Annotated in this window: 17 protein-coding genes; 5 read left to right on the forward strand and 12 right to left on the reverse strand. The window is 75.0% G+C overall.

Annotation, left to right across the window (positions count from 1 at the left end; translation table 11 throughout):
• Positions 1–45: 45 nt before the first annotated feature.
• Entirely contained in the window at positions 46–1296 is a 1251-nt protein-coding gene (locus tag DEH69_RS33445; protein ID WP_309302788.1) for an SDR family NAD(P)-dependent oxidoreductase, read from the forward strand.
• 226 nt (positions 1297–1522) lie between these two features.
• On the forward strand, positions 1523–4729 hold the full coding sequence (locus tag DEH69_RS12115; protein ID WP_113686959.1) for a type I polyketide synthase: 3207 nt from the start codon (positions 1523–1525) through the stop codon (positions 4727–4729).
• Here the strand turns inward: DEH69_RS12115 and DEH69_RS12120 are convergent.
• Positions 4719–5495: an SAM-dependent methyltransferase gene (locus tag DEH69_RS12120; RefSeq protein WP_113686960.1), complete on the reverse strand. Its 777-nt coding sequence runs from the start codon at positions 5493–5495 to the stop codon at positions 4719–4721. The two genes, DEH69_RS12115 and DEH69_RS12120, sit on opposite strands and share 11 nt — an antisense overlap.
• An 878-nt stretch (positions 5496–6373) precedes the next feature.
• Between DEH69_RS12120 and DEH69_RS32025 the strand changes: the two genes are divergently transcribed.
• Positions 6374–7399 (forward strand): hypothetical protein, encoded by a 1026-nt coding sequence (locus DEH69_RS32025; RefSeq protein WP_220131237.1) that lies wholly within the window; start codon positions 6374–6376, stop codon positions 7397–7399.
• Positions 7400–8353: 954 nt separating this feature from the next.
• Here DEH69_RS32025 and DEH69_RS12135 read toward each other — a convergent pair.
• From DEH69_RS12135 to DEH69_RS12180, 9 genes are all read right to left on the reverse strand, one after another.
• On the reverse strand, positions 8354–9787 hold the full coding sequence (locus DEH69_RS12135) for a mannitol dehydrogenase family protein (RefSeq protein WP_113686962.1): 1434 nt from the start codon (positions 9785–9787) through the stop codon (positions 8354–8356).
• Positions 9788–9903: 116 nt separating this feature from the next.
• Positions 9904–10230: a DUF6510 family protein gene (locus DEH69_RS12140; protein ID WP_220131238.1), complete on the reverse strand. Its 327-nt coding sequence runs from the start codon at positions 10228–10230 to the stop codon at positions 9904–9906.
• 68 nt (positions 10231–10298) lie between these two features.
• Positions 10299–11018, reverse strand: a complete 720-nt coding sequence (locus tag DEH69_RS12145; RefSeq protein WP_258534621.1) for an FAD-binding oxidoreductase — start codon at positions 11016–11018, stop codon at positions 10299–10301.
• Between the two features lie 28 nt (positions 11019–11046).
• The gene (locus DEH69_RS12150; protein WP_181727397.1) at positions 11047–11646 is read right to left on the reverse strand and encodes a molybdopterin-dependent oxidoreductase; all 600 of its coding nucleotides are present in this window, start codon (positions 11644–11646) and stop codon (positions 11047–11049) included.
• Positions 11647–12046: 400 nt separating this feature from the next.
• Positions 12047–12961, reverse strand: a complete 915-nt coding sequence (locus tag DEH69_RS12160; protein WP_113686965.1) for a sirohydrochlorin chelatase — start codon at positions 12959–12961, stop codon at positions 12047–12049.
• 154 nt (positions 12962–13115) lie between these two features.
• Positions 13116–14108, reverse strand: coding sequence for an N-acetylglucosamine kinase (locus tag DEH69_RS12165; RefSeq protein WP_258534618.1), 993 nt, complete (start codon positions 14106–14108; stop codon positions 13116–13118).
• The gene (locus tag DEH69_RS12170; RefSeq protein ID WP_113686966.1) at positions 14105–14782 is read right to left on the reverse strand and encodes a uracil-DNA glycosylase; all 678 of its coding nucleotides are present in this window, start codon (positions 14780–14782) and stop codon (positions 14105–14107) included. Before DEH69_RS12170 ends, DEH69_RS12165 begins: the two co-directional genes overlap by 4 nt.
• 73 nt (positions 14783–14855) lie before the next feature.
• Positions 14856–15959 (reverse strand): exo-alpha-sialidase, encoded by a 1104-nt coding sequence (locus DEH69_RS12175; RefSeq protein ID WP_113686967.1) that lies wholly within the window; start codon positions 15957–15959, stop codon positions 14856–14858.
• A 104-nt stretch (positions 15960–16063) separates the two neighbouring features.
• Positions 16064–17419, reverse strand: coding sequence for an FAD-dependent oxidoreductase (locus DEH69_RS12180; protein WP_113686968.1), 1356 nt, complete (start codon positions 17417–17419; stop codon positions 16064–16066).
• Positions 17420–17568: 149 nt separating this feature from the next.
• On the opposite strand from DEH69_RS12180, the gene DEH69_RS12185 reads away from it, so the two are divergent.
• Positions 17569–18279 carry a DUF6214 family protein gene (locus tag DEH69_RS12185; RefSeq protein ID WP_147255534.1) on the forward strand — a complete coding sequence of 237 codons (711 nt, stop codon included), beginning with the start codon at positions 17569–17571 and terminating at the stop codon, positions 18277–18279.
• On the opposite strand, the gene DEH69_RS12190 is transcribed toward DEH69_RS12185, so the two are convergent.
• A complete protein-coding gene (locus DEH69_RS12190; RefSeq protein ID WP_258534619.1) occupies positions 18280–18969 on the reverse strand; it encodes a DUF305 domain-containing protein in 690 nt (229 codons plus the stop codon).
• Positions 18970–19101: 132 nt separating this feature from the next.
• On the opposite strand from DEH69_RS12190, the gene DEH69_RS12195 reads away from it, so the two are divergent.
• Positions 19102–20589 (forward strand): hypothetical protein, encoded by a 1488-nt coding sequence (locus DEH69_RS12195; RefSeq protein ID WP_113686971.1) that lies wholly within the window; start codon positions 19102–19104, stop codon positions 20587–20589.
• Here DEH69_RS12195 and DEH69_RS12200 read toward each other — a convergent pair.
• A complete protein-coding gene (locus DEH69_RS12200; protein ID WP_113686972.1) occupies positions 20571–21257 on the reverse strand; it encodes a TetR/AcrR family transcriptional regulator in 687 nt (228 codons plus the stop codon). The genes DEH69_RS12195 and DEH69_RS12200 overlap by 19 nt on opposite strands.
• Positions 21258–21412: the final 155 nt, after the last annotated feature.

The raw sequence follows: 21412 nt of genomic DNA on the forward strand, positions 1-21412 counted from the left end.
CCACCTCCAGCACCCGCTCACCGACGACCCCGGCGAGATCGCCACCTGGTCACCGCGAGGGGCGTGCGCCATCTGCTGCTCACCGGCCGCCGTGGACCCGAAGCCCCGGGGGCCCGTCAACTCGCCGAGGAACTAAGAGCGTTGGGCGCGAACGTCACGCTCGCCGCCTGCGACACCGGCGACCGGAGAGCGCTCTCCGCCCTGGTGGACGCCATCCCCGCCGCCCATCCCCTCACCGCCGTCGTCCACGCCGCGGGCGTCCTCGACGACGCCACCGTCACCCGCCTGACGGACGCGCAGCTCGACCGCGTGCTGCGCCCCAAGGCGCACGCCGCGTGGCACCTGCACGAGCTGACCCGCGACCTCGACCTGGCCGCTTTCGTCCTGTTCTCCTCCGCCGCCGGGGTGCTCGGCGGCCCGGGCCAGGCCAACTACGCCGCGGCCAACGCCTTCCTCGACGCCCTCGCCGCCCACCGCCGCGCCATGGGCCTGCCCGCCCTCTCGCTCGCCTGGGGCCCATGGGAGGGGGGCGGCATGGCCGAGCGGCTGGGCGACGAGGGCCTGCGGAGGCTGGCCCGCCAGGGCGCCGCCCCGCTGGGGACCGAGGAGGCCCTGGCGCTATTCGACGCCGCACTCGCGCGGGACGAGGCGCTGCTCGTCCCCGTCCGGCTCGACCTCGCGGCGCTGCGGGAGCGCGCCAGGACCGAGGGCGTTCCACCCCTGCTGCACGGCCTGGTGCGCGCCCCCGCGCGCCGCGACACCGGCGCGGACGCGCTGCGCGAACGCCTGCGCGCCCTGCCGGAGAGCGATTACCGCCCCGTCCTGCTCGACCTGGTGCGCGGCCAGGTCGCGGCCGTGCTCGGCCACGGCTCCCCGGAGAGCGTGGAACCCCGGCGCGCCTTCAGGGACATGGGCTTCGAGTCGCTCACCGCCGTGCAACTGCGCAACCGCCTCGCCGCCGCGACGGGGCTGCGGCTGCCCGCCACGCTCGTGTTCGACCACCCCACCGCCGAGGCCGCCGCCACCTTCCTGGCAGCCGCGCTCACCGATGAGGCAGCGGGACGCCACGGCTCCGACGAGGAAACGGCGCTACGGAGAGCGCTCTCCGAGGTAGATCGGCTGCCCGCCGCGCTCACCGGTCTCGCCGACGCCGAGCGGCGGCGCGTGGCGGCCCGGCTCCGGGAGGTCGCGGCCGGGCTCGGGGCCGCTCCCGGGGACGGCGGGGCGCGGGAGCGGATCGCGTCGGCGGCCGACGACGAGATCTTCGACCTCCTCGACACGTTCCGCACCGCCTGACCGCGGCCGCACGGACGTGGCACGCCGCGCCGTTGAGCCCCCGAACACGATCCCCCGAGCGCCGATGCCCGGGGACCGCCGAGGGACGCGCGAGGGGCCGCCGAGTGACCCGCGAGTGACCCGCGAGTGACCCGCGAGAGACCCGCATGAGACCCGCGAGAGACCGCCGAGGGATCGGCCAGGAAGCGCCAAGGGACCAGCGAAGGACCGACGAACGGAGACGGCCATGGCCGACGAGGACAAGCTCCGCGCCTATCTCAAGCAGGCGGCCCTCGACCTGCACGCCTACCGGGAGCGCCTGGACGATGTCGAGCGCAGGGCCAGGGAACCGATCGCCGTCACCGGCATGGCCTGCCGGTTCCCCGGTGGCGTCACAGGCCCCGACGCGCTGTGGTCGTTGGTCGAGGCCGGGCGCGACGCGGTGGGCCCGTTCCCCGCCGACCGGGGCTGGGACCTCGACGCGCTGTGGGACCCCGAGGGGCGGCGGCCCGGCACCTCGTCCGTGCGCGAGGGCGGCTTCGTGGCCGACGCCGCGGGGTTCGACGCGGCGTTCTTCGGGATCTCGCCGCGCGAGGCGCTCGCCATGGACCCCCAGCAGCGGCTGCTGCTCGAGACCTCCTGGGAGGCGTTCGAGGCGGCCGGGATCGATCCCGCGGCGGCGCGCGGCAGCCGCACCGGGGTGTTCATGGGCGGGATGTACTGGGACTACGGGCCGCCGCCCGGCGCTGAGCCCGAGGCCGTCGCGGGGTTCCTCAGCACCGGCACGCTCGGCAGCGTCCTGTCGGGGCGGGTGTCCTACGCGCTCGGCCTCGAAGGCCCGGCGCTCACCGTCGACACCGCGTGCTCGTCGTCGCTGGTCGCGCTGCACCTGGCCGTGCGCGCGCTGCGCTCGGGGGAGTGCGACCTCGCGCTGGCGGGCGGCGCCACCGTGATGGCGACGCCGAACGCCTTCGTGGAGTTCTCCCGGCTGCGCGGGCTGGCGCCGGACGGGCGGTGCAAGTCGTTCGCCCGGGCCGCCGACGGCGCGGGCTGGGCGGACGGCGTGGGCGTCCTGCTGGTGGAACGCCTCTCCGACGCCCGCCGCCTCGGCCACCCGGTCCTGGCCGTGGTGCGCGGCTCCGCGGTCAACCAGGACGGCGCGTCCAACGGGCTGACCGCGCCCAACGGCCCCGCCCAGCAGCGCGTCATCCGCGCCGCGCTCGCCGACGCCGACCTGGCGCCCGGCGACGTGGACGCGATCGAGGCCCATGGCACGGGCACGCCGCTGGGCGACCCGATCGAGGCCGAGGCCCTGATCGCCGTCTTCGGCGCCGACCGCGACGCCGAACGGCCCCTGTGGCTGGGGTCGTTGAAGTCCAACATCGGCCACGCCCAGGCCGCGGCCGGGGTCGGCGGCGTCATCAAGACCGTCCTGGCGCTGCGCCACGGCCTGCTGCCCGCGTCCCTGCACATCGACGAGCCGACGCCGCACGTCGACTGGTCGGGCGGCGGGGTGCGGCTGCTGCGCGAGCCCGTCGCCTGGCCGCGGGGGGAGGGGAGGCCCAGGCGGGCGGGCGTCTCGTCGTTCGGGTTCAGCGGCACCAACGCCCATGTGGTCATCGAGGAGGCCCCGCCCGCCCCCGCCGCGCCCGCGTCGGCCGCCCCGCCGCCTGCCGTCCCCTGGCTGCTGTCCGCGCGCACGCCCGAGGCGCTGACCGCGCAGGCGGCCAGGCTGCGCGACGCCGTCGCCGGGAGCCGTGTCGACCCGCTGGACGTCGCGCACACGCTCGCCACCGCGCGGACCCCGTTCGCCCACCGGGCCTGGACGCTCGACGGCGACCTCGACGCGTGGACCACGGGCCGCGCCTCGGGCGGCGGCCTGGCCGCGATCTTCCCCGGACAGGGCGCCCAACGCGTCGGCATGGGACGGGACTTGGCCGAGGCCCACCCCGTCTACGCGCGGGCCTTCGCCGAGGCCGCCGCCGCGCTGGACCTCGACCCGACGACGCTCGGCTCCGCCGAAGCGCTCGGGCGCACCGAGCACGCCCAACCCGCCCTGTTCGCCGCCGAGTTGGCGCTGTTCCGGCTGCTGGAGTCCTGGGGGGTCGCGCCGGGCTGGCTCGCCGGGCACTCGCTGGGCGAGCTGACCGCGGCCCACCTGGCGGGGGTGTTCTCGCTGGAGGACGCCGCGCGGCTGGTCGCGGCGCGCGGGCGGCTGATGGGCCAACTGCCCCCGGGCGGCGCGATGGTGGCCATCCAGGCGGCCGAGGACGAGGTGGCCCCCGTGCTCGAACGCGAGGACGCCGAGGGCCGGGTGGCCATCGCCGCCGTCAACGGCCCCCGCGCGCTGGTGATTTCCGGCGACGAGGACGCGGTCAAGGCGGTGGCCTTCCACTTCGCGCGGGTCAAACGCCTGGCCGTCTCCCACGCGTTCCACTCACCCCACATGGACGGGATGCTCGACGCCTTCCGCGCCGTCGCCGAACGCGTCACCTACCGGCCGCCCCGCCTGCCCGTCGTCTCCGCGCTCACCGGCCGCCTCGCCACCGAGCGTGAGCTGTGCTCGCCCGAGCACTGGGTGCGCCACGCGCGCGGAACCGTCCGCTTCGGCGCGGCCGTCCAGGCCCTCCACGCCGCGGGCGCCCGCACGTTCCTCGAGGTCGGCCCCGACGCGGTGCTCACCCCGATGGCGAGGGAGAGCACAAGGGAGAGCGCTCTCCAAGGGGGTGGCGAGCAGACGGCGTCGGCGTTCATCGCGGCCCAGCGCCGCGACCGGCGCGAGCCCGAAGCACTCGCCGCCGCGCTCGCCCAGCTGCACACCGCGGGCGCCGCCGTCGACTGGGTGGCGTTCTTCGACGGCACCGGCGCGCGCCGCGTCCCGCTGCCCACCTACCCCTTCCAACGCCGCCGCTACTGGCTGACCGCCGCGCCCGCGGCCACCCCCGACCCGGCACCTGAGGGATTCTGGGCGGCGATCGAGCGCCAGGACGCCGAGGCCCTGGCGGCCGAGCTCGACCTGGACGACCGGGGGCGCGAGGCCCTTGACGTCCTGCTCCCCGCGCTCGCCGCCAAGCGCCGCGAGTACCCCGCGCCCCCGACGAGCGCCCCCCTGCCCGAGAACGGTGACGCCGCGAACGAGCCGCCCGACGCCGCGACGCCGGACCTGGTGGAACGCCTCGCCGACGCCGACGCGGCCGAACGCAGGACGGCGCTGCTCTCGCTCGTCCTGGAGCAGACCTCCGCCACGCTCGGCCATGACGCACCCGGCGAGGTCGGCCCTGACGACGACTTCGCCGACCTCGGCCTGACCTCGCTCCAGGCCGTCGAGCTGCGCGACCGGCTGGAGCGCCTCACCGGCGCCGAGCTCCCCGCCGCGCTCGTCTACGACCACCCCACCGCCGCGGGGACGGCCGACTACCTGCTCGGGGAGCTGACGCGCGCGGTCAGCGCTTGACGCCGAGCCCGCACACCGCGTCCACCGGCGCCTCGCCCTCGAACAGCGGGTGTTCGGGGCGCCACCGGTCGATCGTGACCACCCCGGGCTCCAGGATGTCCAGGCCGTCGAAGAAGGCGGTGACCTCCCCCGGGCTGCGCAGCGTGTAGTCCCCGGCCAGCCGGGCGTTGTAATCGGTGGTGGCGGCGTTGAGCGTGTCGTTGGTGTTCACGCCGTCGCTCACCGCGAGGTAGCTGCCGGGGGCAAGCGGCTCGATCAGGCGGCGCACGATGTCGCCAGGGCGGTCCTCGTCCCGGATGTGACCCAGGATGCCCAGCATGGTCACCGCGATGGGCCGGTCGAAGTCCAGGTGTTCCGCGGCCTGTTCGAGGATGCGCTCGGGGGCGCGCGCGTCCGCGTCGATGTATGCCGTCCCGCCCTCGGGGGTGCTGGTCAGCAGCGCGCGGGCGTGCGCCAGGACGAGCGGGTCGTTGTCGACGTAGACGATCCGGCTGTCGGGCGCCACGCGCTGGGCGACCTCGTGGGTGTTGTCTACGGTCGGCAGGCCCGTGCCCAGGTCGAGGAACTGCCGGATCCCCGCCTCGCTCGCCAGCAGGCGCACGGCTCTGGCCAGGAACATCCGCTGAAACCTCGCCGTGCGCACGATGCCCGGATAGACGCGCGTGATCTGCTCGCCCGCGTCCCGGTCGGCCTCGTACCAGTCCCGGCCGCCCAGCCAGAAGTTCCACACCCGTGCCGAGTGCGCCTTCGACGTGTCGATCTCCATGCGCTCAGGCCCTTCGTCGTCGGGGTCGTCCGTGCCAACGGTGCCGTGCCGTACGGTCCCCCGAAGCGTAGGCGCCGGGCGTGCGCCGGGGGCAGTGTGCCGGCGCATGCGCGCCCCAACGCCCGCTCCCCGGATTCCGCGTGGGACTGCGGCGGCGGACGGCGCCCGCTCAGAATGGGGCAGGCCGATCCGCCGCCTCAGCTTCTGGCTCGAACCCGGGTCCGTCGGGGGAGCCGACCGACTGCGGGCCCTGCCCGCCCGGGGCACCGGCGACCTCGGTGACAAAGGGGCGCTCGTGGCGTTCGCCCGCGCCAGGGCGCCGCGCCTCGCGCCCCTCCTCGCCGACGTCAGGCGGCTGTCCGCCGACCGGCCGGGCGACAGATCGTGATCGCCGAGCGCGACCCCGACACCGTGGTCCGCGGATCTCCCTCGTCCGCGCCTCGCTCCCCGAGCCCCACGCGCGCGCCCTCACGTTCCGCACGGGCGTCACCGACCCGCCCTGGCGCCCCAGCAGATCGTCGGCATCGGCCCCGGCGCCGCGTTCGACCGCGCCGACATGACGGGGCTGGCCCACCTCTGCCGCGTTCACGACGGCCTCGGCGGCCCCGGCAGCCCCCTTGACCCCGACCCCTGGGCGGGCCTCGTGGCGCGGCTCTGGCTCGCGGTCGCCCCGCCGTGGCCGCCCACCGGGGGCGCCGACTCGACCCGCCCGCCCTCTTCCGGCGCGACCAAGCCGTCGCCAAGGTCACGGTCCCCACCCTGGTCACCGCCGCACCGCACACCGTCGAGACCTACCACACCCCGCGCTCCAAGAGCATCGCCTACCGCGACATCAACTGGGGCAACTTTCTCTTCGCCCCGCCGCCGGCGACGTCCTGGTGTGCGACAACGACAACGACAACGACGACGCCGTCGTCGAGGGCGAGGCGGCCGGGGCCGCGGGCACCCTGGTCTTCATGGCCCCCGATCTGGTCCGCCAGGAGCCGGGCGCCCAGCCGGGCGTTCAGACCGACCCGCACCCCCTGGCCATGCTGCCGTTCATGCTCCCGATGAGCCCTCACCCCCCCGACGGCGCCAAGGCGCTGAGGATCGGCTGTATGGACGAGGCCGCCCAGCGCCAGCTGTACGGCACCGACCGGTGTTCACCTTCGACCCGCGGGACGACAGCGCCCCCCGACCTCCACGGGCAGCGGGCGCGCCTCGTCCTGTGGGGCGTGCTGCCGAAGATCCTGCGAGACCTGTTCGTGGCCACCTTCACCGACGGCCTGCGCAAGCCGGGCCTGCGTGTGCGCGAGTCCCAGTGGCGCGACGCCCTCCGCACGGTGCTCGACGCCATCACCGCGTGCCGCGGCTGCGGCAAGCGGAACCTCACCCAGCCGGGCGGCGCCCCGCCGCACTGCTGGCGCCGCGGCAAGCTCCTGGTGCTGCCGCCCGCCCTCGACGTGGTCACCGGCACCGGCGCGTTGTGCGAGAGCGCGAGAGCGCGATGGACGCCCAGGCGCGGGGCCACGCCCACCACCTCGTCGACGACCCCGAGCGGCACGACGTCACCGCCGTGGTCGGCGAGGTCACCGACCCCCCGGCAGCCCGGCAGGTGCGGCCTCACCAACCGCACCGGCGACGCCCGGACCGTCCGCCGCGACGACGGCACGCGCCAGGAGGTCGCGCCCGGCCGCACCATGGCGTTGCGCCCCGGGCTGCTGTTGGGGTCGGCGGGGGCGCGGAGGCGACCGTGCGCCCTGACCGCGCGCCGCGCCCCTCGGCTCCTCCGGGCGGCTCACGCCTCCACGTCGAAGGTGATGGCCAGCTCGGCGCGGCCCGTGACCCGCAACGGGACGAGCGCCGACGGGTTCAACGTGCCGTTGGCGGCCGCCACTTCGGCCCTCGGGTCGGCCGGGGCCTGAAGGGTGATCAGGTCGAAGCCCGCGTCGAGCACCGAGCGGATCCCCGGTGCCGCGCACGTGAAGGGCAGCAGCCGGTCGTGCGCCACATGGGAGATGTGCAGCTCGACCGTCTCGGTGCTGTAGGCCGCCCACAGGAACTCCTGGACGTTCCCCTCGCCGAGCAGCAAGCCCGTGTCCAGGTCGAAGTCCAACGCCGGAAGCAGCGGCGAGGCCCGCAGGAAGCCCGCGTGCGCGTCGAGAGACAGCGACGCGCCGTTGTCCTCGATCGCCTCACCCAGGCCGTGGAGGTCAGGGCGCAGCGCGGGCGTGAGCCGGACCACGACGGCCGCCCTGCCGCCCACTCCCAGGTAGATGGCCCCGTCGTCCCGCGCGAACACATTGTGCGTCACCACGTTGCCCACGGGCCCGGCGGCCGGGCGCATGGTGCGCGCGCGCCCGCTCCGCGATCCGGTCCGTGAAGCTCCTGGCGGTGATCGGCCGCAGCGCGCGCCCACCCAGGCTCAACCCCGGCCGCCGGAAAGGCCCCCCGCCTCCGCGTCGAACACGGAGAACGTCACCTGACCCGGCCTCTTCGCACGTCGCCCCCACGCCATGCCCCCAACGTAGCCCCCGGCGGCGGGACCCCTCCCGGCCCTCGCAGGACCAGCGGCGACCTCCCGGGGCCCAGCGACCTCCCGCGGGCCTGGACACGTGAGGGTGTCGAGGTGCCTGGCGGCCTTGGTCAGCTCGTTCGCGAACTGGCCCGGCGACGCGCCCCGGTGCGGCACACGATCGAGCTGTACCCGGGGTCATCACGGACGCCAGCCGTGCCAGCGGCGCTCGTTCGGCGGGCGAGCCGCTCCTCCTCGTCCCGCCTCGCGCGGGTCCCGGCCCGCGCCACGATGCGGTGGGAGAGCGCTCTCCCACCTCCTCCGCCGCGCCCGGGAGAGCGTTTTCACCTTTGGGAGAGCGCTTTCACGCCCCAGCCGCGGCGCGGACCGCCGCCGGAACGCCCTGCCGGTGCAGCGCGCCCAAGAGCTCGGTGACCGCCGCGGCGAACTCGCCCCAGGCGCCGATCTCCCGGGGAAGGAGAGCGCTCTCCCGGAGGGCCGCGCTGACATAGCGTTCCGGCGTGGGGGAGTCGGCCCACAGGCGGCGCAGCTCGGGACCCAGCGGGTCGCCCAATGCCTCTCCGGCCGGGCCGACCGTCGCCAGCAGATAGGCGGCCGTCAGCAGCGCCGCCGAACGCGGCACCGCGCCCCGCGACCGCCACACGCCGAGCGCCGGGGTGAGCCGGGCGGCCAGCTTGACCGAGCCGAGCGACCCGACCTGCGACGTCGTGTGGCCCAGCGCGGTGTTGGCGAAACGCGCCAGGACCACCTCGGTGAACGACTCGGGGTCGAGCCCCGGCGGGGGAGTGAGGGTCGGCGCCATGTCGTCCCTCATCAGCCGCCGCGCCGCGCCCTCGATGTCCTCACGGGCCACGGCCTCGGCGATCGTGCCCACGCCGTCGAGCAGGCCGAGCCAGGCGATCAGCGAGTGCGGGGCGTTGACCAGGCGCAGCTTGACCTGTTCGTACGGCGTGGCGTCCCCCGTGAGCACGGCGCCCGCCCGCTCCCAGGCGGGCCGCCCCGCGGGGAAGTCGTCCTCGACTACCCACGCCGAGTAGGGCTCGCCCGCCACCGCCGCCGCGTCGTCATAGCCGCAGCGCTCGGCGATCCGCCGCCGCAGGGCGGGGGTGGGCGCGGGGACGACGCGGTCGACCATGCTGGAGGGGAAGCCGACATCGCTCGCCAACCAGTCGAGCAGCCGCGCCCGTTCGGCCCAGTCGGACCGTTCGACGACCTCGGTCACCAGGCGGCGCAGCACGCCCCCGTTGCCCGGCAGGTTGTCGCAGCTCACCAGCGCCAGCGGCGCGCCGTCCGCGGCGCGGTGGCGGCGGCGCAGGCCGCGCGCGAGCCGTCGGACCACCGCGGAGTCCGCCGCATAGGCGCTCTCGGTCACGGTGAGCGTGACGACCTTGATGGCCGGGTCGGCGAGCCAGGTCTCGGTCGCGCCCGGCTCGTCCACCTCGACATGGGTGGCCGCGTGCACGCCGATCACCTCCGGCTCGAAGCGCTCGCCGGTGACGGTGACGACGGTGTAGAGCCCGGCCTGCCGCCGCAGCGCGTCCACGACGTCGCGCGAACGGTGGGCCGCCCCGACGATGCCCCAGTCGCCCTCCTCGGCCGCGATGGCCCCCGCGGTGTAGACGGCCTGGTGGGCGCGGTGGAACCCACCGAGACCCACATGCAGGATCCCCGGTGGCGGAACGCGGTCCACGACCTGCCGCACCCCGGCGGGCCGCCCCGCGGCCCCCAGCGGCGGCGGGCCCGCGTGGCCCGCCCAGCTGTCCACAGGTCCTGCCATCGACTCCGTGCTCCCTGCCGTGCCGCGTCACCTCGACGCGCCCCGCGCCACGCCGATCGGGTGATCTTATAGGACGTGCGGAACGCGTTCGATCGCCGGGCGAACGGGCCCCGGGGTCAGGGACGGTCGCCGGTGGCGATGCGGAACGGGCCGTCGGGGCTGCCCAGTTCGAGCCAGATCAGCTCCCCGTGCCGCACCAGCCGCAGGGCGACCGCGGCACAGCCGGGACAGCGGGCAGTGATGCCCGGCTCGGGGCCGAAGACGTGCAACGCGGCCAGCGGCGCGTCGACCTGGCAGCTGGGGCAGCGGCGCCTGGCGTCCATCACGTCGCGCGCGAAGATCTCCGACAGCGGCCCGGCCAGGCAGTTGCCGTCCCGGTGTGAGGGCCGGGCGGGGAACGACGGCTTGGCGGGCTGGTAGGGGGTGGGCGGGGGAGTGGCCACGGTGGCGTCCAATCGTCGTCAACTGTAGGTGCACGGCCCGGTGTTCGCGGCCACGCTGTCGTCCGGGGTCAGCCGAAGCGCTCGGTGCGCACGTCCTCGGGCGCGTGGCCCGCGGCGACCAGCAGGTCGGCGGTGTGCTCGACAAAGGCGGTGGGTCCGCAGACGTAGCACGTCGGGTGGGCCGATGGCTCGACCGCAGGATCCAGCAGATCCCCCGCCCCGATGCGCCCAGGCGGGCGCGCGGCGCCGGGGCCCGCGCGCCGGGTGTATACCAGGCGCGCCGCCACATCCGCCCCCACGCGCCCCTCACGGCCGCCGCCCGCACCGCCCGCCATCTCGGCCAACTCCTCGCCGTACCACAGCTCTTCGGGCGACCGCACCGAGTACACAAGCCGGAACGGGGCGGCCGAGCCCACCGCGCGCCGGGCCCTGACCATCGCCATCAACGGCGCGATCCCCGAGCCCCCCGCCGCGAGCAGCACGGGACCGGCTTGCTCGGGGCGCCATACGAACCAGCCGCCCAGCGGCCCCCGCACCTCCACCGCCGCGTCGAGCGGCAGCTCGTCGCTCAGATAGGGCGAGACCTCGCCGCCCGGCGTCGGCCGCACGGCGATCTCGACGCGGTCCCCCTCGGCGGGCGCGGACAGCGAGTAGCTGCGCACCGCCTGATAGCCGTCGCCCGCGGTCAGCCGCACGTCCAGGTGCTGGCCCGCCAGGTGCCCCGGCCACTCCCGCACCGCGAAGGCCAGGCGCCGTCCCGCGGCGGAGAGCGCTTCCCGCTCGACCAGGCGCGCCTGCCACCACGCCGCGGCCACCTCAGTCGCCCCTGATGCGCTGCTCGCGCCAGGGGTCGCCGTAGTGGTGGTAGCCCATCTGCTCCCAAAACCCGAGGCGCTCGTCGGGCATCAGCCGCACCCCCCGCACCCACTTGGCCGATTTCCAGAAATAGAGATGCGGGATGAGCATGCGCGCGGGGCCGCCGTGCTCGGGGGTCAGGGGATATCCGTCGAAGGTGTGGACGAGCCATGCCTGGCCGTTCCGCAGATCCGCGAGCGGGACGTTCGTGGAATATCCACCGTAGGACTCGAACATCGCGTGCGCCGCCTCCGTTTCCACCCCCTCGAGAAAGGCGTCCATTGGCGCCCCGCGCCACCGGGTGTCGAATTTCGACCAGCGGGTCACGCAGTGGATGTCGACGACCGGCTCCTCCTGCGGCAGCGCCATCATCGCGTCCCAGCCCCAGCGGTGTGCCTGGCCCTTCTCGGTGGTCAGGGTGAATCCCCAGTTATCCGTGGTCACTTGGGGCGTCGGCCCCGCCGAGAGCACGGGAAAACCCTCCGTCGGATACTGCCCGGGCGGCAGCCGGTCGGCCACACCGCGCCGCCGGCCGCGAAATCCAGGAGAGAGCGATTCCACGACACCAACCTCCCAAGGAACGGATTCCCCCACGGTGACACGGGCCGCCGAGGCCCCCTGGCATTTCCCCGCGCGGTGTTTCGCCACTCGCCGAACGGCGCGGGAAACGATCCCTGGAATAGCCCGGGAGAACGCTCTCCGCGCTCCGCTGGTCACCTCGCCGGGCGGCGCGCGCGAACGGCGGCTGGCGCGGCGGCTCGGCAGGTGCACCGGCGCGTCCGGCAACGAGGCCCGCGCCCACCTCCGAGCGACCCACCTCCGAGCGACCCGCCCCGGAACCACCCGCCCCGGAACCACCCGCCCCGGAACGACGCGCCCCGGAACGACGCGGCCCCGGCGTCGAGTTCCCCTGGGAGGGGGCGACGACCGGGGTCGGGAGAGTCCGGGTGGGGCGGGGGCCTCAGCGCACCGAGGTGCCGTGCGGCGGGCGGTCGGGGGTGATGCCCACCTCGGCCATGTACGCGGACAGGACCAGCCTGCCCACGGCCGGGTAGGCGCCCAGCGGCTCGGCGGACGGGCAGCCCGCCTCCTTGGCCCCCGCGGCCAGCAGCCCGTCGGGGATCTCGGGGCCGATCAGGCAGGGTGCGAGGGCCAGTTGCTGCGAGCCCGCCTCGGTCAGGCGCTCGGCGGTCGTGGCCACCGAGCCGTCGAGGTCGAGCGCCGCCGCCAGCACCGGGACGGCCAGCCGCGCGGACAGCAGCATGCCCGTGATGCCCGCCGTCTGCACCGCCTCGTCACCGCCCACGGTGACCAGCACGATGCCGTCGGCCGCGGTGGCCACGGTGAACAGCCGGGCGCGGTCGGCGCGGGCCAGCCCCGCCTCCGACAGCCGGACGTGGACGGCCTCCGCCAGCAGCGGATGCGGGCCCAGCACATCGGTCAGCGCGGCGCCCGTGCCGCTGTCCAGCACGGCCTGCCGTATCACCCGCTGGTGGGAGCTGTCCGGACCCGCCAGGAGCGGCACCACGACCGGCGCGGGCCAGGCCAGAGCCTCCTGCTCGCCGTCCCCGCCCTCCGGGCCCTCGCCGTCCTCGGCCGCCTCGCTCAACACCCTCTGGAGCGAGGGGAACTCCTCGTCGGCACTCTCCACATAGCCGACCCTGGCGTCGAGACCGGGCAGCTCGGAGCGCGCGATGCTCACCACCTCCTCGGCCAGCGACCGGGTCGCCGACGAGGGGGTGCCGGGCACGGCGAGCACCAGCGCCGGGGCGCCCTCGGGCGCGGTCACGGGCTCCGGGCGGCGGTGGCGTCCGGGCTGACGGGGGCGCGGCATGCGAACGGGGAGGCCGGACGAGGGCCCTGTGGAGGAGCTCATGTCGCCGCATGTTAATGCCTTGATGTGCTTGGCTGTTCGCCAGGGGGGACGTGGTCCGGTTCTGTCCTGATATATCCCGCGCGTCCGCGTGAAACCACGATTGGCACCTCGACACAAGGCCACACACGACCCCCGCACGACTCCTGCGCGACACTCACGCGACATGGAACAGCGCCCCGTCGGACGGCAGCACCAGGTCACCCCTGGCCAGTCCGGCCGCGATCAGCAGCGCCCCGTCGAGCGGGCCACCGGCCGTCGCCACCGCGGTGGCGCCCGGCAGGCACCGGGCCAACTCCTCGCGCAACGGCCTCATCAGTGGCTCGCCCAGCCTGAACAGCCCTCCGGTCAGGGCCACCTCGCCCCCGCCCCCGGGCGGCGACACCGCCGCCGCGGTGATGGCGATCTCCCGCGCGGCCCCGCGCATGATCCCCGCGGCCACCGGATCGGCCGGATCGTCCGCCGCGCACGCCGCCACCTCGGGCGCGAACGACGCGAGCACCGCGGGCCGGTCGCTCCGCGGATACAGCCGCGCGGGCAGCCCTGTGGGCGGCCCGAACGCCGCCACCGCGCGCTCGAGCAGCGCGCCCGAGCCACCCGCGCGCCCGTCGTGCGCCCGGAGCGCGGCCTCAAGACCCGCCCTGCCGATCCACGCCCCGCCCCCGCAGTCGCCCAGCAGATGGCCCCAGCCGTCCGCCCGCCGCCACTCCCGCAGATCCGTGCCCAGCGCGATCATGCCCGTGCCACCCGCGACGACCGCGCCGGGCCTGGCGCCCAGGGCCCCGGCGTAGCCCGTCACGGCGTCGGCGGCCAGCGCCACCCGCCGCGCGCCCAGCTCCGCCTTGAGCGACCCGGGCAGCTCGGCCCGCAACTGCCCGCCGAGCGAGGCCATTCCGGCCGCGCCCACGCACACCGCGTCGACCCGCTCCGCCGCCACCCGCGCCAGCAGCCCGCGGGCCGCGGGCACCAGCAGCTCCAGCAGGTGCCCGGCGTCGATGCCGCGCTCCCCGGTGCGCACCGGGGAGCGCTCCACCGCCTCGCCACGCGTCGGCGCCGCCCCCTCGGCGCGCGCCAGCGCGAGTCGCAACCCCGAGCCGCCCGAGTCGACGCCGAGCACCCAGCCCGTTCGCCCCCCGGGCGGCGCCGTCACGGCAGCTTCCAGTCGACCGGCGCCGCGCCCTGCTCCTGGAGCAGGGCGTTGGCCCGGCTGAACGGACGGGAGCCGAAGAAGCCCCGGTCCGCCGACATGGGGGAGGGGTGCGCGGACTCCACCGCGGGAACGCCGCCCAGCATGGGCCGCAGCCCCCGGGCGTCCCGGCCCCACAGGATGGCCACCAGCGGCTTCCCCCGCCCGGCCAGCGCCCGGATGGCCTGCTCGGTGACCTCCTCCCAGCCCTTCCCGCGGTGCGCACCGGGACGGCGCGGTGCCGTGGTCAGCGCTCTGTTGAGCAGCAGGACGCCCTGCTCCGTCCAGGGCGTCAGATCACCCGTCGAGGGTCTGGGCAGCCCCAGGTCGGTGTTCAGCTCCCTGAAGATGTTCTCCAGGCTGCCGGGCAGTGGTCTCACCTCCGGCGCCACCGAGAAGCTCAGCCCCACGGCGTGCCCGGGCGTCGGATACGGGTCCTGACCGACGATCAGCACCCGCACCTCCTCGAACGGCTGCTGAAACGCCCTCAACACCAGGGGCCCCGCCGGGAGATAGGTCCGCCCCGCGGCGATCTCCGCCCTCAGGAACCCACCCATGGCGGTGATCCGGTCTGCCACCGGCGCCAGGGCAACGGCCCAGCCCGGCTCGACGATCTCGTTCAATGGTCGTGCTGCCACGGTCCGTCACCCTACTGGCCGCACGGCACCCCGGTCCGCCGGGTCGCCCAAGATCCCCCTCCCGCGCCTCCGCTCAGTCGATCACCGCCGCCCGCACACACAGCACATCCGGCAGGTGGGCCGCCAACTGGCGCCAGCTGTCCCCGTCGTCCGCGCTGCCGAACACCTCGCCGTTGCGGTTCCCGAAGTACACGCCCGCCGGGTCGGCGTCGTCCGTGCACAGCGCGTCCCGCAGGACCGTCCCGTGGTGCGGCCCGTCCGGCAGCCCCGCGCCCAGCTCCTCCCAGCTGTCCCCGGCGTCCGCCGTCCGGTACACCCGGCAGCGCCGCCCGGCGGGCACCCGGTCGGCGTCCGCGTTCAACGGGAAGACATACGCCACCCCCGAGCGGCGCGGATGCGTAGCGATCGGGAACCCGAAGTCGGACGGCAGGTCCCCGCCGATCGCCGTCCACGACCCGCCGCCGTCATCGCTGCGATACACCCCCCAGTGGTTCTGGAGGAACAGCCGGTCGGGCAGCACCGGATCCCTGGCCACCTTGTGGACGCACTGCCCGAACTCGGGGAAGCGCTCCGGCTGGAAGACCACCTCCACCCCCCGGTTCGACGGGGACCAGCCGCCACGCGCGTCCGCCGTCCGGTAGACCCCACCGGCCGAGACGGCCACCAGCAGGTCCTCAGCGCCGCCCGGCCCGGTGAGCACCGTGTGCAGCCCGAGCCCTCCGCCGCCCGGCTCCCACCGCTCCCGCGTCGGGTGCTCCCACAGCTCCCGCACCAGCTCGAACGACTCACCGCCGTCCGCCGAGCGGAACAGCGCCGCGGGCTCCGTGCCCGCGTACACCACCCCGGGCTCGTCCGCCCCCGCGGGCTGGAGCTGCCACACCCGCTCGAGCGACGTCCCCGTCCCCTCGGGGAAGCGCACCGCGGGCCGCTCGGGCTCCCGCCACGTCGCGCCCAGGTCGTCGGAGTGGAACACCGAGGGCCCCCAGTGCGCGCTGTCCGCGCCCACGAGCAGCCGTGGCCCGCCCGCGGGCCGCCGGTCGATCGCCACCGCGTACACCGCCTGCGCCGCGAAGTGCGGCCCGTCGAACTCCCAGGCGGCCTCGGCCCGGCGCGCCACCGCGCGCCGCGCCAGGAAAAGCCCCTTGCGCGTCCCGACCGCCACCAGCACGTCCGTCATCGCCGACCACCTCGCCGAGCCTCGTGTGTCACCAGTACGGCCCAGTGTGAACCCCACCACTGACAATCACGCCCGCCGCGCGAACCCCGGCCGCCCCACGCGCCTCACGAGCCCCGCGCCGCCGCCAGCAGTCCGTCCCAGTCCGCGATCTTCACCGTGCCGCGGGACAGCGTCCGCCCCAGCGCCGCCTCCGCGCGTTCGATGCCCAGCCACCCGTGCCACTCCACCGGCGCCAGCCCCAACTCCCGCAGCGCCTGGAGCGGATCGGCCCCCACCACCTCGCGCCCGGCCAGCGCCGCCCCGTCCTCGAGCACCGAGCCCGCCGTCTCCTTGCCGCACGAGCGGTTTGAGCCGATCACCCCCGTGGGCCCGCGCTTGATCCACCCCGCGACGTACTCGCCGGGCGACGGCGCGCCCGCCCGCAGCACCCGCCCCCGCTCGTGCGGCACCGTCCCGGTCTCCGGGGCGAACGGCAGCCCCGGCAGCGCCACCCCTCGGTAGCCGACCGAGCGCAGCACAAGACCCGCCTCGATCTCGGAGAACTCCCCGGTCCCCACCACGCGCCCCGACGCGTCGGGCGCCGTCCGCTCGAACCGCACCCCGCGCACCGCGCCCCGTTCGTCGTCGAGGATCTCCGCGGGCCGCAGGAAGAACCGCAGATGGATCCGCCGCCCGCGCTCCCCCGGCCCCGCGTGCGCCCAGCCGCGCAACGCCGCGACGTTCCGCTTCGCCGCGCCCGGCAGCCCCGAGGGATCGAGGTAGTCCGGGTCCGCGGCCAGCTCCTCGTCGCGCACCACCACGTCAGCGCCCGGCAGGTTGCCGAGCTCGCGCAGCTCCTTGGTGGTGAACTTCGCCCGCGACGGCCCCCGCCTGCCCACCATGTGCACATCGCGCACCGCGCTGACGGCCAGCGCGTCCAGCGGCCCCTGCGGCATGTCCGTGGCCCGCAGCTCGTCCGTGCCCCTGGCCAGGATGCGCGCCACGTCCACCGCCACGTTCCCCACCCCGATCACCACGGCGCTCGCCACGTCGAGCGGGAAGCCATGGCCGACGGCGTCGGGGTGGGCGCTGTACCAGGAGACGAAGTCCGTGGCCGAGTAGCTGCCGACCAGCTCCTCGCCGGGGATGCCGAGGCGCCGGTCCCGCGCCGCGCCCACGCAGTACACCACCGCGTGGTAGATCGAACGCAGCTGGTCGGCCGAGACCCCGCCCTCGCCGACCGGGACGTTCCCGAGGAAGCGCACCCCGGGCCGCTCCAGCACCTGGCGCAGTGTGCCCTGGAGCGACTTGATCTTCTCGTGGTCGGGCGCCACGCCGTACCGCACCAGTCCGTAGGGGCAGGGCAGCCGGTCCAGCACGTCCACCGCGACGGGGGCGGGGAGCGCGTCCTGCTGATCGAGGATGGCCTGAGCGGTGTACACGCCGCTCGGCCCGGATCCGACAACTGCGATGCGAAGCATGTCAGGGCTCCTTGTTCCGCCGAGTCCGGACGGACACTTCAGCATCTCACCGAAGGCGCCCCCGCGGGAGTGAGCTGTCGGGGTGCTGTGCGCCGGGACCACGCGTGCCGCGCGGCGCGGCCACGGCCCCGAGGTTCTACGTTGCCCCCGTGGCGAAGAGTAGCTTTTCCGGCTTTCCGGGCGGCCGACAGCCGGACGGCCCAACGCCGGACGAGCCCACGCGCACCCCCGTCCGCTGGGAGCCGCGCGGCCACGGATCCGCCTCGGCGCCCGACGACGCGGGCGGCGGGCTTCCGCCGTGGTTCAGCGTCGGCCTCGTCCTCGCCGACGGCGCCCGCCTCGATGTGCTCGCCCAGGTCAGCGAGGGGCGGCTGCTCATCGAGGACATGCGCGCCGACCCGCCCCTGCCGGTCGAGGGCCTCGGCGCCCTCACCGAGCGCATCGCCGAGCCGTTGCGCGACGCCTGTCGCGCCCTGACCGGCCGTTATGGAACGGCCCTCGCCGAGCCCGCCACCCACGGCGCCCCGCACGAACCGCACGAGTCGCACCGGTCGTACGAGCCGTACGAGCCGTATGAACCGCACGAGCCGCGCCCCGAGCCCGCCGCCAGCGGCCCGGAGCCTCAGGAACCCTCCCCGCCGCCGAAGGGGGAGCGCCCCCGCCACGGCGCGACCCCGCTGCGGCGGGGCGCGCGCGACCGCCGCCGCGCCGCCGACGCCTATCTGGCCGCACGGAAGGACGGGCGCGATCCCGTGCTCGCCGTCATGGCCGTCACCGGACGCGGCCGTCGCCGCGCGCTGCGCCTGATCGCCGCCGCCCGGGACAAGGGCCTCCTGCCGCCCCGCCACGCCCGCCGCTGATCACTCTCCCGCGCCTTCGGGCCGCAGGTCCTCCATGCGTCCGATCTCCGCCGTCTGCGACGTGATCACCTCGCTGGCCAGCTGCTCCACCAGCACGTCGCCCACCCCGGCGAGCGCCTGGGTGGCCATCGACACCGCGCCCTCGTGGTGGGTGATCATCAGGTCGAGAAACAGCGCGTCGAACTCCTCGCCCCTGGCCGCCCCCAGCTCCGCCAGCTGCTCGGGCGTCGCCATCCCCGGCATCGTCGACGGATCGTGCTCCTGGTGGCCCTGATCCGCCTCGTGCCCGGCGTTGCGCGTCAGCCAGGCCTCCATCACATCGATCTCCGGGCCCTGCGCGCCCGCGATGCGCTCGGCCAGGCTGCCGACGCCCTCCGCCCGCGCGTGCTCCTCCGCGAGGTCGGTCATCTCCAGCGCCTGCTCGTGGTGATCGATCATCATCCGCATGAACGCGAAGTCGGACGCGGTCGGTTCGACGCCCTCGCCGCCGGCCTCCCTGGCCTCCTCGGGGGACAGCGTGCGCGCGTCCTCGCCGGGACCCTCGGGAGCGATCACCGCGGGCCCTTCGCCCCCGGCGCCCTCGTCCTCCGACGACGGGCCGCCCCCCGAGCACCCGGCGAGCAGGGCGACGGCCGCGGCCGCGACAACGGCGAAAAAAGCGCCGGTCAGGGGCCGATGGCGGTCGGTCAACGCTCCTCCTTGGGTGCGGGGTGAGCCACGGCACACGACCTTTTTTGTTGTGCACATGCCTGAGACGATACTGGGGCGATCCCCGGAGCAACCAACTCCGCACGGATACAGGCGAGTACGAGGGAGGACGCGGTGACATCGTTGCACAGCACGCTCTTTCGGCGCAGACGGCTGGGCGTGACCGTCGTGGTGGCTGGCCTGCTGGCCGCGGTCGGCATGACCGGTCCCGCGGCGGCGGTCCCAGGCCCGGGGGACGAAGCTCCCGCGCTCCAGGAGCAGTTCTCCGAGAGCCAGCGCGCGCAGACCGAGGCCGCCATCGAGAGCGGCGAGATACCCGGTGTCGACGAGATCATCCACAGCGACAACGTGACGCCCGTCGCGGACGTTCCCCACGCGGAGGGCCTGGCCGGAACGAACTCCGACCTCGCCTTCCAGGGCCGTTACGCCTTCGCGGGCAACTACGACGGCTTCGTCGTCTACGACATCAGACGCCCGAGCAACCCCAGGATCGTCGCCCAGGTGCTCTGCCCGGGCGGCCAAGGCGACATATCCGTCTCCGACGATCTGCTCTTCCTGTCCGTCGACTCCTCCCGCAGCGACGACTCGTGCTCGAGCACGGGCCTGCCCGCCACGGAGGAGGAGGCGTGGGAGGGCGTGCGCGTCTTCGACATCAGCGACCCGCGCAGCCCCGAGTACGTGGCCGCGGTCGAGACGCCCTGCGGCTCGCACACCCACACCCTGGTGCCCGAGCGGCGCGACGTCTACATCTACGTCTCCTCCTACTCACCCAGCCTGACGTTCCCCGACTGCCAGCCGCCGCACGACGGGATCTCCGTCGTCAAGGTGCCCAGGGACCACCCCGAGCGCGCCAGGCTCTCCAGCTTCGAGGTCGTCTTCCCCGACGGCGGCTTCCCCGGTGACGAGAACAGCTCGGCCACCAGCGGCTGCCACGACATCACCGCCTACCCCGAGCTCGACCTGGCCGCCGGCGCCTGCATGGGCGACGGCGTGCTGTTCGACATCTCCGAGGCGGACTCGCCACGGGTCATCGACACCGTCAGGGACGAGGAGAACTTCGCGTTCTGGCACTCGGCGACGTTCAGCCAGGACGGCCGCAAGATCGTCTTCACCGACGAGCTCGGCGGCGGTGGCGGCGCCATGTGCAACGAGGAGATCGGCCCCGAGATGGGCGCCAACGGCATCTACCACGTGCGGGGCCGCGGCGACGACCTCCGCCTCGACTTCCAGAGCTACTTCAAGATCCCCCGCCACCAGGCCGACACCGAGAACTGCGTCGCGCACAACGGCTCCCTGATCCCCGTCCGCGGCCGCGACATCATGGTGCAGGCGTGGTACCAGGGCGGCGTCTCGGTGTGGGACTTCACCGACTCGGACAACCCCCGCGAGATCGGCTACTTCGAGCGCGGCCCGATCACCGAGGACGTCCTCGCCTTCGGTGGCTCCTGGTCCGCCTACTACTACAACGGCTACATCTACTCCAACGACCAGAAGGGCCTGGACGTCCTGAGGGTCGACGACCGCAGGACCGAAGGCGCCGACCGGGTCAGGCTGGACGAGCTCAACGTCCAGACCCAGCCCGACTACTTCTCCCGCCGCTGACCGGCCACCGGGGATCCGGTGCCCGGGGCGGTGACACCCGCCCTGGGTGTCCCGCCGGGCGGTTCGTCGCCCGGCGGGACACCCAGGCGCCACGCCAGGCCGTAGCGGTCGAAGAGCTCGGCCCGCAGCCGGGACTGCGGCATCGGAGCCCCCGGCAGCAGCTGCGCCACCACCACCCCCATCAGCAGCGCCCGCAGCAGCCGGTAGTCCGCGTCCGGATCGGCCGAGCCGTAGCGCGCCACGGTCTCCCGCAGGAGCGCCGCGAGCCGCTGCTGCTCCACGCACTGGATGAACCCCTCCTGCTGGAGCAGGCCCGCCATGTGCGCCCGCATGAGCACCGGGCGGTCCCTGGCCAGCCCCATGATCGCGTCGATCGCGCGCGCCATGTACGCGTCGCCCGCTTCCGGCCCGGTGGGCAGCGGCTCCCGTTCCAGCGCCGCCTCGAGCGTGAGGTGCATCAGGCGGTGCACCGCGGACTGGAGGAGCTGGCGCTTGCCGGGGAAGTAGTACGAGATCAGCCCGCGTGCCGAGCCCGCGCGGTCGGCGATGTCCCCCAACGTCGTGGCCTCGAATCCGCGTTCGGACACCAGCTCGATCGTGGCCTCCAGGAGCCGCTGGCGAGAGCGTCGGCGCATTTCTTCATTGACCGAAGCGCTGCGAGGGGACATGCTGGACTCCCATTGACTGGCTCACAGTCAATATACTCAGCACCAACCCGGACAGCTGCCCCGGTCGGCGCAGCCCTGTCCGCAGCCGGTGGCGGTATCGGGCGGCGCGGGGGACCGTCCGATACCGTCCACCGGTGCCCAGGCCCCCCGCCGGT

The organism is Streptomyces sp. PT12, from assembly GCF_003311645.1.
GTDB lineage: Bacteria > Actinomycetota > Actinomycetes > Streptomycetales > Streptomycetaceae > Streptomyces.